The organism is Leuconostoc fallax KCTC 3537 (assembly GCF_000165675.1).
Lineage (GTDB): Bacteria > Bacillota > Bacilli > Lactobacillales > Lactobacillaceae > Leuconostoc_B > Leuconostoc_B fallax.
In genome coordinates, this window is record NZ_AEIZ01000017.1 from 1 (window position 1) to 14186 (window position 14186).

Annotated in this window: 15 protein-coding genes and 1 other annotated feature; of the genes, 12 read left to right on the top strand and 3 right to left on the bottom strand. The window is 37.9% G+C overall.

What is annotated here, in order from left to right:
• Positions 1–3957: glycoside hydrolase family 70 protein (locus LEUFL_RS09945; protein ID WP_010008003.1), on the top strand; the 3957-nt coding region annotated here is incomplete at its 5' end.
• A gap of 59 nt (positions 3958–4016) precedes the next feature.
• Here LEUFL_RS09945 and LEUFL_RS0105390 read toward each other — a convergent pair.
• Positions 4017–5354: a dihydrolipoyl dehydrogenase family protein gene (locus LEUFL_RS0105390; RefSeq protein ID WP_010008005.1), complete on the bottom strand. Its 1338-nt coding sequence runs from the start codon at positions 5352–5354 to the stop codon at positions 4017–4019.
• A gap of 280 nt (positions 5355–5634) precedes the next feature.
• On the opposite strand from LEUFL_RS0105390, the gene LEUFL_RS0105395 reads away from it, so the two are divergent.
• The 7 genes from LEUFL_RS0105395 to LEUFL_RS0105420 all read left to right on the top strand — a co-directional run bounded on the left by LEUFL_RS0105395 (position 5635) and on the right by LEUFL_RS0105420 (position 8527).
• Positions 5635–5934, top strand: a complete 300-nt coding sequence (locus LEUFL_RS0105395) for a thiamine-binding protein (RefSeq protein ID WP_010008007.1) — start codon at positions 5635–5637, stop codon at positions 5932–5934.
• Between the two features lie 32 nt (positions 5935–5966).
• Positions 5967–6305 (top strand): TetR/AcrR family transcriptional regulator, encoded by a 339-nt coding sequence (locus LEUFL_RS12470; RefSeq protein WP_050792577.1) that lies wholly within the window; start codon positions 5967–5969, stop codon positions 6303–6305.
• A complete protein-coding gene (locus LEUFL_RS12475) occupies positions 6289–6546 on the top strand; it encodes a hypothetical protein (RefSeq protein WP_050792578.1) in 258 nt (85 codons plus the stop codon). The genes LEUFL_RS12470 and LEUFL_RS12475 overlap by 17 nt, the downstream gene beginning before the upstream one ends.
• A gap of 25 nt (positions 6547–6571) precedes the next feature.
• Positions 6572–6655, top strand: a sequence feature (ribosomal protein L21 leader region).
• A gap of 11 nt (positions 6656–6666) precedes the next feature.
• Positions 6667–6966: a 50S ribosomal protein L21 gene (gene rplU / locus LEUFL_RS0105405; protein ID WP_010008008.1), complete on the top strand. Its 300-nt coding sequence runs from the start codon at positions 6667–6669 to the stop codon at positions 6964–6966.
• Between the two features lie 25 nt (positions 6967–6991).
• Complete coding sequence (gene rpmA, locus LEUFL_RS0105410) at positions 6992–7306, top strand: 50S ribosomal protein L27 (protein ID WP_010008009.1); 315 nt, start codon at positions 6992–6994, stop codon at positions 7304–7306.
• Positions 7307–7424: 118 nt separating this feature from the next.
• Positions 7425–8033 carry a L,D-transpeptidase gene (locus tag LEUFL_RS0105415; protein WP_010008010.1) on the top strand — a complete coding sequence of 203 codons (609 nt, stop codon included), beginning with the start codon at positions 7425–7427 and terminating at the stop codon, positions 8031–8033.
• Positions 8034–8131: 98 nt separating this feature from the next.
• Positions 8132–8527: a rhodanese-like domain-containing protein gene (locus LEUFL_RS0105420; RefSeq protein ID WP_010008011.1), complete on the top strand. Its 396-nt coding sequence runs from the start codon at positions 8132–8134 to the stop codon at positions 8525–8527.
• Positions 8528–8562: 35 nt separating this feature from the next.
• Here the strand turns inward: LEUFL_RS0105420 and LEUFL_RS0105425 are convergent, their stop codons facing one another.
• Positions 8563–8745 (bottom strand): DUF3042 family protein, encoded by a 183-nt coding sequence (locus LEUFL_RS0105425; protein ID WP_010008012.1) that lies wholly within the window; start codon positions 8743–8745, stop codon positions 8563–8565.
• 248 nt (positions 8746–8993) lie between these two features.
• On the opposite strand from LEUFL_RS0105425, the gene miaA reads away from it, so the two are divergent.
• Positions 8994–9890 (top strand): tRNA (adenosine(37)-N6)-dimethylallyltransferase MiaA, encoded by an 897-nt coding sequence (gene miaA / locus LEUFL_RS0105430; protein ID WP_010008014.1) that lies wholly within the window; start codon positions 8994–8996, stop codon positions 9888–9890.
• A 521-nt stretch (positions 9891–10411) separates the two neighbouring features.
• On the opposite strand, the gene LEUFL_RS13410 is transcribed toward miaA, so the two are convergent.
• Positions 10412–10738, bottom strand: coding sequence for a hypothetical protein (locus tag LEUFL_RS13410; protein WP_308736780.1), 327 nt, complete (start codon positions 10736–10738; stop codon positions 10412–10414).
• Between the two features lie 292 nt (positions 10739–11030).
• On the opposite strand from LEUFL_RS13410, the gene metK reads away from it, so the two are divergent.
• The 3 genes from metK (at position 11031) to gatA (ending at position 14180) form a co-directional block, all read left to right on the top strand.
• Positions 11031–12200 (top strand): methionine adenosyltransferase, encoded by a 1170-nt coding sequence (metK, locus tag LEUFL_RS0105440; RefSeq protein WP_010008015.1) that lies wholly within the window; start codon positions 11031–11033, stop codon positions 12198–12200.
• A 208-nt stretch (positions 12201–12408) separates the two neighbouring features.
• Positions 12409–12714: an Asp-tRNA(Asn)/Glu-tRNA(Gln) amidotransferase subunit GatC gene (gene gatC, locus LEUFL_RS0105445; RefSeq protein ID WP_010008017.1), complete on the top strand. Its 306-nt coding sequence runs from the start codon at positions 12409–12411 to the stop codon at positions 12712–12714.
• Entirely contained in the window at positions 12714–14180 is a 1467-nt protein-coding gene (gene gatA / locus LEUFL_RS0105450) for an Asp-tRNA(Asn)/Glu-tRNA(Gln) amidotransferase subunit GatA (protein ID WP_029508677.1), read from the top strand. Before gatC ends, gatA begins: the two co-directional genes overlap by 1 nt.
• Positions 14181–14186: the final 6 nt, after the last annotated feature.

Sequence of the window (14186 nt, forward strand, 5' to 3'; positions counted from 1 at the left end):
ACAACAGCACAAGCAACACAAGATACAGCAGCTAAGACAACAGCAACAGATAAGATTGCAGCACAAGCAACACAAGATGTAGCAGCTCAAACAACAGACAAAACGGCATCAACGACATCAGACACTGCTAAAAATCTTAAAGTAATTGATGGTAAAACATATTTTGTTGACGATAACGGGCAAACTAAGAAGAATTTTGCGACTGTTATTGACGGCAAGGTAATGTATTTTGGCAAGGATGACGGGGCACTCGTTACTACTGACAAATATCAGTTCAGCGAAGGCTTGTCTAGTGAAAATAATACCTACACAGCGCATAATGCTGCTTATGCAACAACTGCTGATAATTTTGAAGCCATTGACGGATACTTGACGGCTGACAGTTGGTATCGTCCTAAAGAAATATTAGCGGATGGTAAAAATTGGACCCCTTCAACCGATAAAGATTTACGTCCGATTTTGATGAGCTGGTGGCCAGATAAGACCACGCAAGTTAACTATCTTAATTATATGAAAAGCTTAGGTATTTCTAATCAAGCCAACGACTATAAAGTAACAGATAATCAAGATGCTTTGAATCAGGCGGCACAAGATGTTCAAGCAAATATTGAACAAAAGATTAGTCAAGAAGGCCAAACGCAATGGTTAAAGGACGATTTAGCTACCTTTGTGAACAGCCAACCAAATTGGAACTTTGCCAGTGAATCACAAACAACAGGTGATGATAAAGACCATTTGCAGGGGGGCGCGTTATTGTATGTCAATAGCGACAAGACGCCTGATGCTAACTCAGATTATCGTTTATTAAATCGCACACCAACAAATCAAAAAGGATCACCTTCATATACAATTGATCCAACTCAAGGTGGTTATGATTTCTTATTAGCGAACGATGTCGATAATTCAAATCCGGTTGTGCAAGCAGAACAGCTAAATTGGATGTACTATTTGCTAAACTTCGGTTCAATTACTGATAATGATAGTGATGCTAATTTTGATAGTATTCGTGTGGATGCTGTTGACAATGTGGACGCTGATTTGTTACAAATTGCGGCTGATTATTTTAAAGCAGCGTATGGTGTTAACAAAAATGATGCCATTGCTAACCAACACGTATCAATCCTAGAAGATTGGAGTGATAATGACGCAGAATATGTTAAAGATCATGGTGATAATCAACTATCAATGGATAATAAATTGCGATTATCTCTCAAGTATTCATTAACAATGCCAACTGTGGATCAATATGGGAACAAGCGAAGCGGTTTGGAACCATTTTTGACAAACAGCTTGGTTGATCGTACGCAGGATAATACTGAAAATACAGCACGTCCGAATTATTCTTTCGTTCGCGCACATGATAGTGAAGTACAAACGGTTATTGCCGAAATTATTAAACAAAAAATTGATCCGAATGCTGATGGTTTAACACCAACAATGGATCAATTAAAAGCTGCCTTTGAAATATATAATGCAGATCAACTTAAGACAAATAAAGAGTTTACACAATATAATATTCCAAGCACATACGCCACAATTTTAACAAATAAAGACACAGTACCACGTGTTTATTATGGTGACTTATATACCGATAACGGCCAGTATATGGCTAATAAATCACCATATTATGATGCTATTGACACTTTACTAAAGTCACGAATGAAGTATGTTTCTGGTGGACAAAGCATGAATATGCAATACATGCAAGGTGATGCAAATATGGCATCAGATAGCTATCGTGGTATTTTGACATCAGTACGTTACGGTAAAGGCGCTATGAGTGCCAAAGATAAGGGTAATAAGAATACCCGAACACAAGGTATTGCTGTTATTCAAAGCAATAATCCGGACCTGAAGTTAAGCCAGACAGATAGAGTTGTTGTGAATATGGGATTGGCGCATCGTAATCAAGCTTATCGACCGGTATTATTGACAACACAAGATGGCTTGGCAACTTATCAAAACGATGCCACCGTTGCGACTAATTTGATTAAATATACGAACGCGAATGGTGAATTGATTTTTGATCAATCAGACATTCAAGGTGCTGCAAACCCACAAGTATCTGGCTATTTAGCAGCATGGGTACCAATGGGTGCTAAAGATTCTCAAGATGCACGAAGTGACAGTAAGACAAAGAGTGTTAATGATGGTCAGACATTACATTCTAATGCTGCCCTAGATTCACAAGTGATTTATGAAAGTTTCTCTAACTTCCAAGACTTTCCAACAACAGAATCTGAATACACTAATGCGGTTATTGCTAAGAATACTGATTTATATAAAAGTTGGGGGATTACTAATTTTGAATTTGCCCCACAGTATCGTTCAAGTACTGAGGGTAGTTTCTTAGATTCAATCATTCAAAATGGTTATGCCTTTACAGACCGTTATGACATGGGCTTCAACACACCAACCAAGTATGGAACAGTGGATCAATTACGAACAGCTATTAAAGCTTTGCACACAACAGGTATCAAAGCGATGGCGGACTGGGTGCCAGACCAGATTTACAATTTGACAGGTAAGCAGGTAGTTACTGCACAGCGTGTCAATAATTCAGGAATTTATGACCAAACTTCTGTCATTAATAAGACACTATATGCCGCTCAAACCGTTGGTGGTGGTGCATATCAGGCACAATATGGTGGTGCCTTCTTAGATGAAATAAAGTCGCGTTATCCTGAACTATTTAAGATTAATCAAATTTCAACGGGTGTACCAATGAATCCAAATGAAAAAATAACAGAATGGTCAGCTAAGTATTTCAATGGTACTAATATTCAAGGCCGTGGTGCTTATTACGTGCTAAAGGATTGGGCAACTAATGAATACTTCAAGGTAAGTGCTTCAGATAATAGTACAGCATTCTTACCTAAACAATTATTGAATGAACCAACAAGCACTGGATTTATCTCAAATGATAAAGGGATGATGTACTACTCAATGAGTGGATATCAAGCTAAAGACACATTTATTCAAGATGAAAATAATAACTGGTATTACTTTGATCAAGATGGTTACATGGCTTATGGTTTCCGTAAAGTTGAAGACAATAATTATTATTTCCTACCAAACGGTATTGAGTTGCAAGATGCTTTCTTAGAAGATAGTCAGGGTCAGACATATTACTTTAATCAACAGGGTAAGCAGTCAATTGACGGTTACTATATGAATAAGAACAAGCAATGGCGATACTTTGATAAAGATGGTGTGATGGCTAAGGGTTTGACAACCATTACTATGGATGGACAGTCATATACACAATACTTTGATGCGGATGGCATCCAAATTAAGGGCAAAGCAATTAAAGCAGCAGATAATCAATTACGTTATTTCGCGCTTGATTCCGGTAACATGGTAATGGATCGCTTTGAACAAATTGGTGATAACGTGTGGGCATACTTTGGTACAGATGGTCTTGCTATGACAGGAAATCAAACAATCAAGGGACAAAAGCTATTATTTGACGAGAATGGTCAGCAAATAAAAGGTAAAGCCGTAGCTGATAATAATGGTGTATTGCATTATTATGATGCAAATTCTGGTGAAATGGTTGTTAATCGCTTTGAGCAGTTATCAGACGGATCATGGGCATATTTCGGTGTAGATGGTGCTGCTGTAACGGGAGAACAAACGATCAATGGTCAAAAATTATACTTTATGAACGATGGCCGTCAGGTGAAGGGCCGTGAAGTAAATGATGCCAATGGTCACGTACATTATTATGATGACAATTCGGGTAATTTAGCACAATCAAGATTTGCTAATTTAAAACACAATATTTGGGCATATTTCAATCAGAGTGGTGAAGTTGTGACCGGGTCACAAGTTATTAATGGACAGCATTTGTACTTTGAGAGTGATGGCGATCAAGTGAAGGGTCGTGAACATTTAGATGAAAATGGCCATTTACGATATTATGATGCTGATTCTGGTGAAATGGTACAAGGTTAAAATAAAAACACAATCTCAATGGTAGATTGTGTTTTTATTGCGTTTGTAGCAATGTGCTGTTATTTGATTTGATCCCAAGTTGCAGATGAAATCGAAGGGAAAAGATAGATTAACCTTGAAAGTTCCGCTTTACCAAATTGGAATTCAATTGCAGGTAGCAATGTATTCATCGCATTGTCGGCTTGGTCACTTACTTCAGTGGCCCCCACTAAGTGGTGTGCATTATCAAATATTAATCGACTGTCTGCGATTTTTTCGTTATTTACCTGACGATACCAGTCATTGTCAAAATCAACGGTTTGTATATCGAAATGGTTATCTTGTGCGGCCGCCACAGACATACCAGCCTTAGCAATTCTTGGTGATGTAAAGACAACAGAAGGAATAACAGGATATTGAATGGGGTCTGTTGTTGCTTGACTTAATAGTTGTGTCAGATAAAGCGATTCAAAGATTGCAGTTGGTGTCAACTTTGGTTGTTGTTTATCAATAACATCACCAGAAGCGTATATATTTTCTACGTTTGTTTGTAGATGATCGTTGACAACAATGCCGTTGTCGTTATAAGCGATACCAATTTTATCGAGGTTTAGCTTCTCAATGTTAGGCACTCTACCAGTAGCATCCAAAATCCAGTTTGTTTTAAGGTACTGATCTTGTCCATAATCAATCCATAAGCTTTGCCCTTCTTGTCGAAAAGCTGAAATATCAGCTTGGGTAATAAATTTAACGCCACGTTGCGTTAAATCATCGACAATTTTTTGAACAAAAGGTTGATAGAATTGCCGTAATGCTTGTTTGCCATGCATTAGAACCGTAACGTTAGCACCAGCAGCATTAGCCATTGTGGCAAATTCCATACTAATATAACCTGAACCAATAATTGCAATGTTATCAGGCAGGTGTGTTAGGTTCATAAAGTCTTCACTGTCATGTGCTAATTGTGTCCCTGGGATATCTAAACGATGTGGATGTAATCCAGTAGCAATGACAACCTTTTCAGCTGTAATCGCCTGTTCGTTAACAATGACGGTGTGCTGGTCTTGAAATTGACCGGTACCCTTAAGAATAGTAATACCTTGATTTTTCAGCATGCCAGTGATGGCACCCGGCAAGTTTTGAATAACCGTATTTTTATGTTGAACATTCTCTTGCCAATTAATATGAACAGGATGCGTCACAATCTTTTGCATGCTTTCGGCGTAGCGTTGATGGGTAACGGGAGAATCTAAACTGATTTTAGCATTACAACCACGATTAGGGCAGGTACCGCCAACTAATCCAGCTTCTACAACGCCAACTTTGATACCTTTTGCAGCAAGTGGAATTGCACCATCAAAAGTGCCATGACCACTACCAATATATAAAACATCATAGTCAAATTTATTTTGCGACATATCTTACCTCCATATATGTTATGCTCCAATTGTATCCTCAGCATACGCGTAAATTTGATGATGTACAAAAGATGTGCTTATTTGGTTTTTAACTCAAAAACGTGGTATCGAGATGAGTCAATACCAAAATGGTTAAAATTCATTGATATGCAGATTATGATATTATATGAAGCAAAGGGATATATGATGGTGTATTGTACCTTGGCAAAAAGATGTATAGGTGACTTATCTAAGCATTACGTCACCATATGTTAAGGAGAATAAAGGAGATAATATTATTATGGCAAATGCGGCAATGGCAATTCAAGTACTACCACAAACCACGAATACAACGGAACTATTGCAGATAGTTGATGCAGCAATAGCAGAAATTGATAGCACAGGTTTGTCATATGAAGTTGGTGCTTTTGAAACAACGGTTGAAGGTGATCTTGAAGAATTAGTTATGCTCATTCCAGCGATTCAAAAAGCTTGTGTGGCTGCTGGTGCGCAAATGATTAGTAACTACATTAAATTAAGCTATGCCCCACAAAATCATATTTTAACGACTGATGAAAAGTTGAAAAAGTATCGGCCTTAATATTTAATGTCATTTTTTAGGAGTGGGTCGATATGATCAATACAGATGCCAGAATTATTCAAACGATGAATAAAATAAGAAATACAGCAAAAGCTTTGATGGTTACACAGCCCGACTTTGCAATGACGACTTTTCTAACACAAGCAGGTGTTACAAGAGGCACTTTCTATAAGTATTATGATAATAAAGCACACTTAGTAGCTGAAGTGAATCATGCAATTGTGACTGATTTAGTACAATATACTGAGACAAAATTCCAATTAGCACTCGTTATTAAAGCCATTAGTGAAGATGCTGCTTTTTATAATGCTGCTTTAAATTTGAATAGCAATCCTAGTTTTTTATCATATTTTGATGACACATATTCATGACCAGATGTTGATTCAAACACAAAGTCTTGAGGAACCCATACAACAACATGTGCGTTACCAATGGGAAGTTATTCATGCCGGCTTTTGGGGGATCATTGGCAAGTGGTTACAAGAAAATATGACATTATCTCAAGTTGAGTTACTAGAAGAATTTTCTGAAGTTTGGCGGGTTAATCATGGGGCGATACAACAAACAGGACTGTCTTTATTTGACTTTAGTTCAATTGACAGTTATGAATAATTTTGATACACTGGGAGAGTTGTTAGCGTAGCTACAACCACTCAGATTAGGTTAAAGCATGCGATGGACTAGGGCCACGCCGCCTATAATGGTGAGTCTAAGTATAAGGAGAATCCAATAATGGCATACGCAATTATTGTAACTGGTGGTAAACAGTATAAAGTTACTGAAGGTGACACAATTTTCGTTGAAAAGTTGAACGCTGCTGAAGGTGAAAAGGTTACCTTTGATCAAGTTGTTCTTGTTGACGGCAAGATTGGTACACCTTTCGTTGAAGGTGCTAAAGTTGAGGGAACTGTTGAAAAGCAAGGTAAGCAAAAGAAAGTTATTACTTTCAAGTACCGTCCTAAGAAGCATTCCCACACAAAGCAAGGACACCGCCAACCATATACACGTGTGAAGATTGATTCAATCGCGTAAGCATCATTTGTAAAGGAGAAAAGACATGTTATTAAATCAAGAAAACTTGCAAATGTTCGCCCACCACAAGGGAGGCGGATCTTCAGCCAACGGTCGTGACTCAGCTGGTCGTCGTTTAGGCACAAAAGTTGCTGATGGACAAGCTTTGACTGCTGGTTCAATTATTTACCGTCAACGTGGTACACACATCTACCCAGGTGTTAATGTTAAGCGTGGTAATGATGACACATTATTTGCATTATCAGATGGCGTTGTAAAGTTCGAGCGTAAAGGTCGTGACAAGCGTCAAGTATCTGTTTACTCACGTGAACAATACGACCAAATTCTTGCTGCTAAGTAAGTGTTAAAAAGTTCTATACCTAAAGGTATAGAACTTTTTTATTATATCGCGAATGATAATAAACACTAAAACGCGTGATATACTTAAAAAGATGAGAGAATAGAAATGGGGTAGTGTGATGAAAAAATGGACCATCTTAGTGTTAAGTATGATTGGCATTGGTATTGTCATTGGTGGCTATCATAGTTTGGTTACTTCGCACACATCCTCTGCGTCTGCTCAACATTTGTCAGTGAAGAAGTCACATCCAAATCACGTACAACAGAAATCTAGTATGCGGCCAATGACTGGTGATTATTATTTGAAATCATCTGAAAAGAAGCCCTATGTTGATCTTAAAAAATATCAGCATGTTAACGTTTTAGTATCGATTGCTAAACAGCGGGTTTATATTAGATCAAATCAAAAGGTCTTGTACACTATGTATAGTTCGACTGGTAAAAATGATACTACGCCACGCGGTCAGTATCACATTCAAGGTGAGCGTGGCCAACATTTTTATAATGCCTCATCTGATGAAGGCGCGAATTATTGGGTATCTTGGAAGGATCATGGTATCTACCTCTTTCACAGTGTACCAGTTGATCACACTGGGCATTATATTGCTGCCGAAGGTCAACAACTCGGTAAAAAAGCGGCTTCCCACGGTTGCGTTAGACTATCTGTATCGGATGCAAAGTGGTTTTATGAAAATATACCAGAAAATACTGAGGTAACGATTAGATAATGACTCAAAATTTAGTGTATTGCTGGGGATATTAGCAAAAATTGATGTGGCGTATGCTATAATGTTTACCGTTGACATAATTAAGAAGAGGTCGAATGATGAACATTATTTGGATGGTTATTTATCTTGCGTTGGCATGGATTTTGGTGTCAGTTGCCAGTTGGGGATGGATGTATTTATCTGCCCGAATGAATGCGCAATTACTAAAATCAGAAGCATTTGAAACGCAATCTAACGATGGACAAATTATTGATGTCCGTGACAAGGAACCATATAAACGCTCACATATTTTGGGTGCACGGAATATTCCAGCCATTAATTTTTCACAAGGAAAAGCAGGACTGCGTAAAGACAAGCAGATTTTCTTATATGATGATAATATGCGTAATGCCGCACGTGCTGCAAAGTTATTAAAAAAGCAGGGATACAAGAAAGATAATCTCTACATTTTGCGTAGTGGTTTTGATCAATATACAGGTAAAAAGACAAAATAAAAAATGGTGCCAATTAGTGGTACCATTTTTTAATATTAAAAGCGTGATTGATGAGCAGAGACACTTTTGCGAATCGCTGCCTTTGAGACTTCTTCAGTATGTTCAGCCGCTTTTTGTTGTGGCTTAACGACTGTGTGCTTGTAACCTAAAGCGCTTGCAGCGGCCACGACAACCGAACTCAGGATACCAACAAAAACACCAGCTTTAAATGATTTCATATTTGTCTCTCGTGTAACGATATGCATATGTTACACTTACTTTCTTAAGATTTTCTAAAGTCTATTATCAACTATTTTAGCCGTTTTGTAAATCAATATTGCTTATATGGGATAATAAAGTTATCATATTTAAGCGAATTAAGGTTGTCTTTGCTAATGGATTAATGAGATACAGGATATATTGTCATTCACTATACTACTAGAATAATTGTACTTTTAAAATAAACAGATATATAAGGTAAGAAATAATGAATCAAATTTTAGTGATTATGGGCCCAACGGCTTCCGGGAAGAGTGATTTAGCAATACAAATGGCAGAGCGATATAATGGCGAAATCATATCGGCAGATGCATTGCAAATTTATCGTCATTTAGATATTGGCACTGCTAAAGTCAGCGCGGCAGAACAAGCTACAGTGCCACATCACTTAGTTGATATTCTAGATATGACAGATACCTACTCTGTTGCTGAATTTGTTGAACAAGCAGATCAAATCATTAAACAAATTATTCACCGAGGGCGATTACCAATTATTGTTGGTGGCACAGGCTTTTATATTAAAGCCCTACTTGGGTTACAGCCGTTAGATTATCAAAAAAGCGATACAGCGCTGCTTCAAAAATTAAAAACATTGTCATTATCAGAATTAGTTACTATGTTAGGTCAAGTTGCACCAGATCAATTAACAAAAATTGATTTGCATAATCCGTATCGTGTGCAGCGTGCCATACTCATTGCGCAAAGCGCGCAAAAGAGTAATATAGAACGGCCAAGTTACGATGCTTTAGTTGTTGGTGTAGATTGGCCTAGAGAAGTGCTATATGAACGGATTAATGCTCGTGTTGATAAAATGTTGGGTATGGGTCTGCTCGATGAAGCTAAAACACTATTGGAACAAGGCGGGACGGATTTACAGGCAGGGAAAGCAATTGGATATAAAGAACTCTTTCCATATCTATTAGGACAAACAACGTTAGCTGTAGCAAAACAACAACTCCAGCAAAATTCTAGAAGGTATGCCAAGCGACAGCTTACATATTTGCGCCATCAGATTGCTGGATTAATTTGGATTGATGGTAATACGGCACAATATGATACATCAGTATTAGTAGATCAATGGTTAAAAAAAAGCTCACAATTGTGAGCTTTTTTTAATGATACATGATAATTAAGGATATCATTTGTAATAAAACGTAGAGCATATTTTGCCAATTCCCAATTTTAGCTTTAGTAAATTGGAGAATAAAAGCAGCGCAACTGAATAATAAGATGAAAATGATACCAAAATCTACATGATGACTAAAGATAGCTACGATGAATAATGCAACCGTTAGAATACTCAATTTCCGACCGTTTGGGTTCGGCATGATAATAGGTGTGAAGTAGAAGAAAAAGCTGAAAAATACAGGTAATAGATAAATGAGGAATCGTTGTGTAATAAAGTCATTTTGAACATAAAATAAGGCGATAGGGATTGTGAAGGTAGCTAAAGCACCGAATAATAATAAACCTAAAATATTTTGAATACCTAGCCACAATTGTTGAATGATAATGAGTAACGCATTAAATAGAAGTAATAGCCAAAATATTTCTTGACGTGTTTGAATTAATGACGTGAAAGTAAATAAGGTGCCCAGGACAATGAACAGATAGCTTAAATAACTTCTAAAAATTTTGCGTAATAATCAATGCAATCGCAATACTTGTTGTCAGTGTGTAGCCCATCATTGGTGCGAGTTGCCAAGTGAACGGCACTTGCAACGTATGGCTAGAATAGTGTAACGGCAGATACCACCATACAATATTTAAGGATGTAACAATAACAACTAGTGGGGTCCAAAAACGCCAATCCATTTTATCTAGACGGGCAAATTGCTCAAATGGGCGATGATCAAATGCGTTGAGTGAAAAACGTCGAGGCATTTTTCTGCCATCTGGTAATTGCTGCCTTTGAAAATCATAATTATTTTTGTCTGTCTTAATATTGTCCATACTTTTTCCGCCTTAATGTCATCGGTAATTATTTTACATTACTTTTTGTAACTATAAGTTTTCTTTTTTGTAACGTTTTACCCAATTGCATTTTTTTCATATTTTGCTATCATGTGTATACAATTTAAAACGAGCTATCTAGAGTAGGTGAGTGATACAGCACAATGACCCTACACCAACCGGCACAGCGCGGTGGTACTTCTGTAAGATAGTCGACACGTTCTGCGCGTTCGATTATCGAGCGCGTTTTATTTTGTTAAAAAATACCATTTAGGTATATTAGGAGAACAAAATGACTAAGTATTTCACATCAGAATCTGTTTCTGCAGGACATCCAGATAAAATCGCTGATCAAATTGCGGATGCGATCTTAGATGCTGTTTTGGAGCAAGATCCTGATGCTCGTAGTGCTGTTGAAGTCACAACTTCAACTGGCGATGTTTCTATCTTTGGTGAATTATCAACCAAAGCTTATGTTAATGTCCGCCAAATTGCGACTGATAAGATTCGTGAAATTGGATACGACAAGCCAGAATTGGGCTTTAGTGCTGATTCTGTTAACGTATCTAATCGTATTGTTGAGCAATCATCAGATATTTCTGATGCTGTTGATCAAGCTGATGATGATCCTGAACAGTTAGGTGCAGGTGACCAAGGTCTTATTTTTGGTTACGCTACTAATGAAACAGAAGGTTATATACCATTGGCATTGGCCTTATCTCATCAACTTATGCGAAAAATTCGCGATGTACGTGAGAGCGGTGAACTCGATTATTTACGACCAGATGCTAAAGCTGAAGTAAGTGTCGAAATTGGCGATGACGGGCAGGTGGAACGCATTGCAGCTGTTGTTTTGTCAACACAACACGATGAAAATATAACACTTGAAAAGTTACGTACAGATATTAAGCAACATGTGATTGATCCAGTTTTGCCAGCTGAGTTAGTAGATGATCATACAATTTTTTATATTAACCCAAGCGGTCGTTTTGTTTTGGGTGGCCCTCAGGCAGATTCTGGGTTAACAGGCCGTAAAATCATTGTGGATACTTATGGTGGTGCTGCACATCATGGTGGTGGTGCATTTTCTGGAAAAGATGCAACTAAAGTTGATCGTTCAGCCGCATATTTTGCAAGGTATGTTGCCAAAAACTTAGTTGCTGCTGGTGTGGCTGATCGTTTGGAACTACAAGTTGCTTATGCTATTGGTGTTGCCCGCCCAGTATCACTAAATATTGAAACATTTGGTACGGGACATGTTGACGCCGCGTTAGTACGTCGGGCCGTTGAGACGCTCTTTGACTTCCGACCATTGGCAATTATTAACCATTTGAACTTACGTCGTCCGATTTATCAGCAAACAGCTGCCTTCGGTCATTTTGGTAGAACAGATGTTGATTTACCTTGGGAACATTTGGACAAAGTTGACGACATTAAAGCGTTGATTAGCACAGCAAAATAATATTTAAAATACCCGGTTGGGTATTTTTATTTAACACGTTAAAATAAAAAATATTTAATCACCACTTATTGTTATTTTTTGATGATTCCAATTATTATGTTATATAAAATATGCTAGAATGGATTAGATATCTAAAAGGGAGGAAAAGTGTTGCACGTATTGATATATCAGCATTTATTTACTGATTTTACGGCAACACTTAGTCATTATGAAAGAAAAAATCACGCGTGAAGAAGTTGCTCACGTTGCTGGTTTAGCTAAATTATCATTTAATGATGAACAGCTTGACCATTTTACAACACAATTGAGTGATATTTTAAATATTTTTGATACTTTGGCTACCGTTAATACGGAAAATGTCGAACCAACGTATTCAGTTACAGAAAATGTCAACATTTTGCGTGAGGATGTTGCGGATAATTGGCAACAAAAGCAAGAATTGCTTAAAAATGCGCCATTAGAGGCAGCTGGGTTAATTAAAGTACCGGCTATTTTAGATGAGGGAGAAAATTAATGACAATGAATTATTTTGATCATGATTTGACATCATTGCATCAACAGCTTGTTAACAAAGAAACAACAGCAACTGAATTGGTACAAGCCACATTAGACAATATTAAAGCTACTGATGATCAACTTAATGCTTTTATTACAACGAATCCTGAATCTGCGTTAGAAGCAGCAAAAGCTTTGGATAAAGCAGGACAATTTGACAATGCTTTGGCCGGTATTCCGCTTGGTCTGAAAGATAATATGGCAACTAAGGGCATTCAGACGAGTGCCGCATCACGTATTTTGAAAGACTTTAAGCCGGTTTACACAGCAACGGCTGTTGACAAATTAAATGCGGCGGGTGCTATTTCTGTTGGAAAAGCTAACATGGATGAATTTGCCATGGGTGGTTCAACCGAGACATCTTACTACAAGACCACAACCAATGCTTGGGACCACACTAAAGTTCCTGGTGGCTCTTCAGGCGGGTCTGCTGCAGCTGTAGCAGGTGGGCAAGTGCCTTTCGCCTTGGGATCTGATACTGGTGGATCAATTCGTCAGCCGGCAGCGTTCAATGGTATTGTTGGTATGAAACCAACATATGGTCGTGTATCACGTTGGGGCCTATTTGCAATGGCCTCATCATTAGATCAAATTGGTCCATTTACACGAACGGTTAAAGATAATGCTTTGGTATTGAATACTATTTCTGGTCATGACCAAAGAGATTCTACTTCGGCGACACGTGAAGTTCCTGACTTTACAAGCAAGTTAACTGGGGATGTTAAAGGCCTCAGAATCGCTGTTCCCAAAGAGTATTTTGGTGAAGGTATTGACGAACGTGTCTCTGTTACCGTTCGAGCTGCCATTGCACAACTCGAAGCCTTAGGTGCTACCGTGGACGAAGTGAGCTTGCCACACACCAAGTATGGTGTTGCAGCATACTATATTATTATGTCCTCTGAAGCATCATCTAACTTACAACGTTATGATGGTGTCAAATATGGGTTCCGTGCTGATGATGTTAAAAATTTGGAAGACTTGTATGTAAAAACACGTTCTGAAGGATTTGGTGATGAAGTTAAGCGACGTATCATGTTAGGCACATTTTCATTATCTGCTGGCGCTTATGATGCATTCTTTAAAAAAGCAGCCAAGATTCGTACTTTGATTATTGAAGATTTCAACAAAGTATTTGAAGACTATGATGTGATTGTAGGACCGACTGCACCAACTGTTGCTTATGGTATTGGTGAAGAAATTGATGATCCAACGGCTATGTATTTAGCTGATGTTCTGACTATTCCCGTGAACTTGGCTGGATTGCCTGGTATGTCAGTGAATGCTGGTTTTGTTGATAATTTACCAGTTGGCTTACAAATTATTGGAAAACCATTTGACGAGTCGACTGTTTACCAAACAGGATATGCCTTTGAACAAGCTAGTCGTTTGTTCGAAAAGAAGCCTGACATTGCAAAGGAATATTAAGAGGGG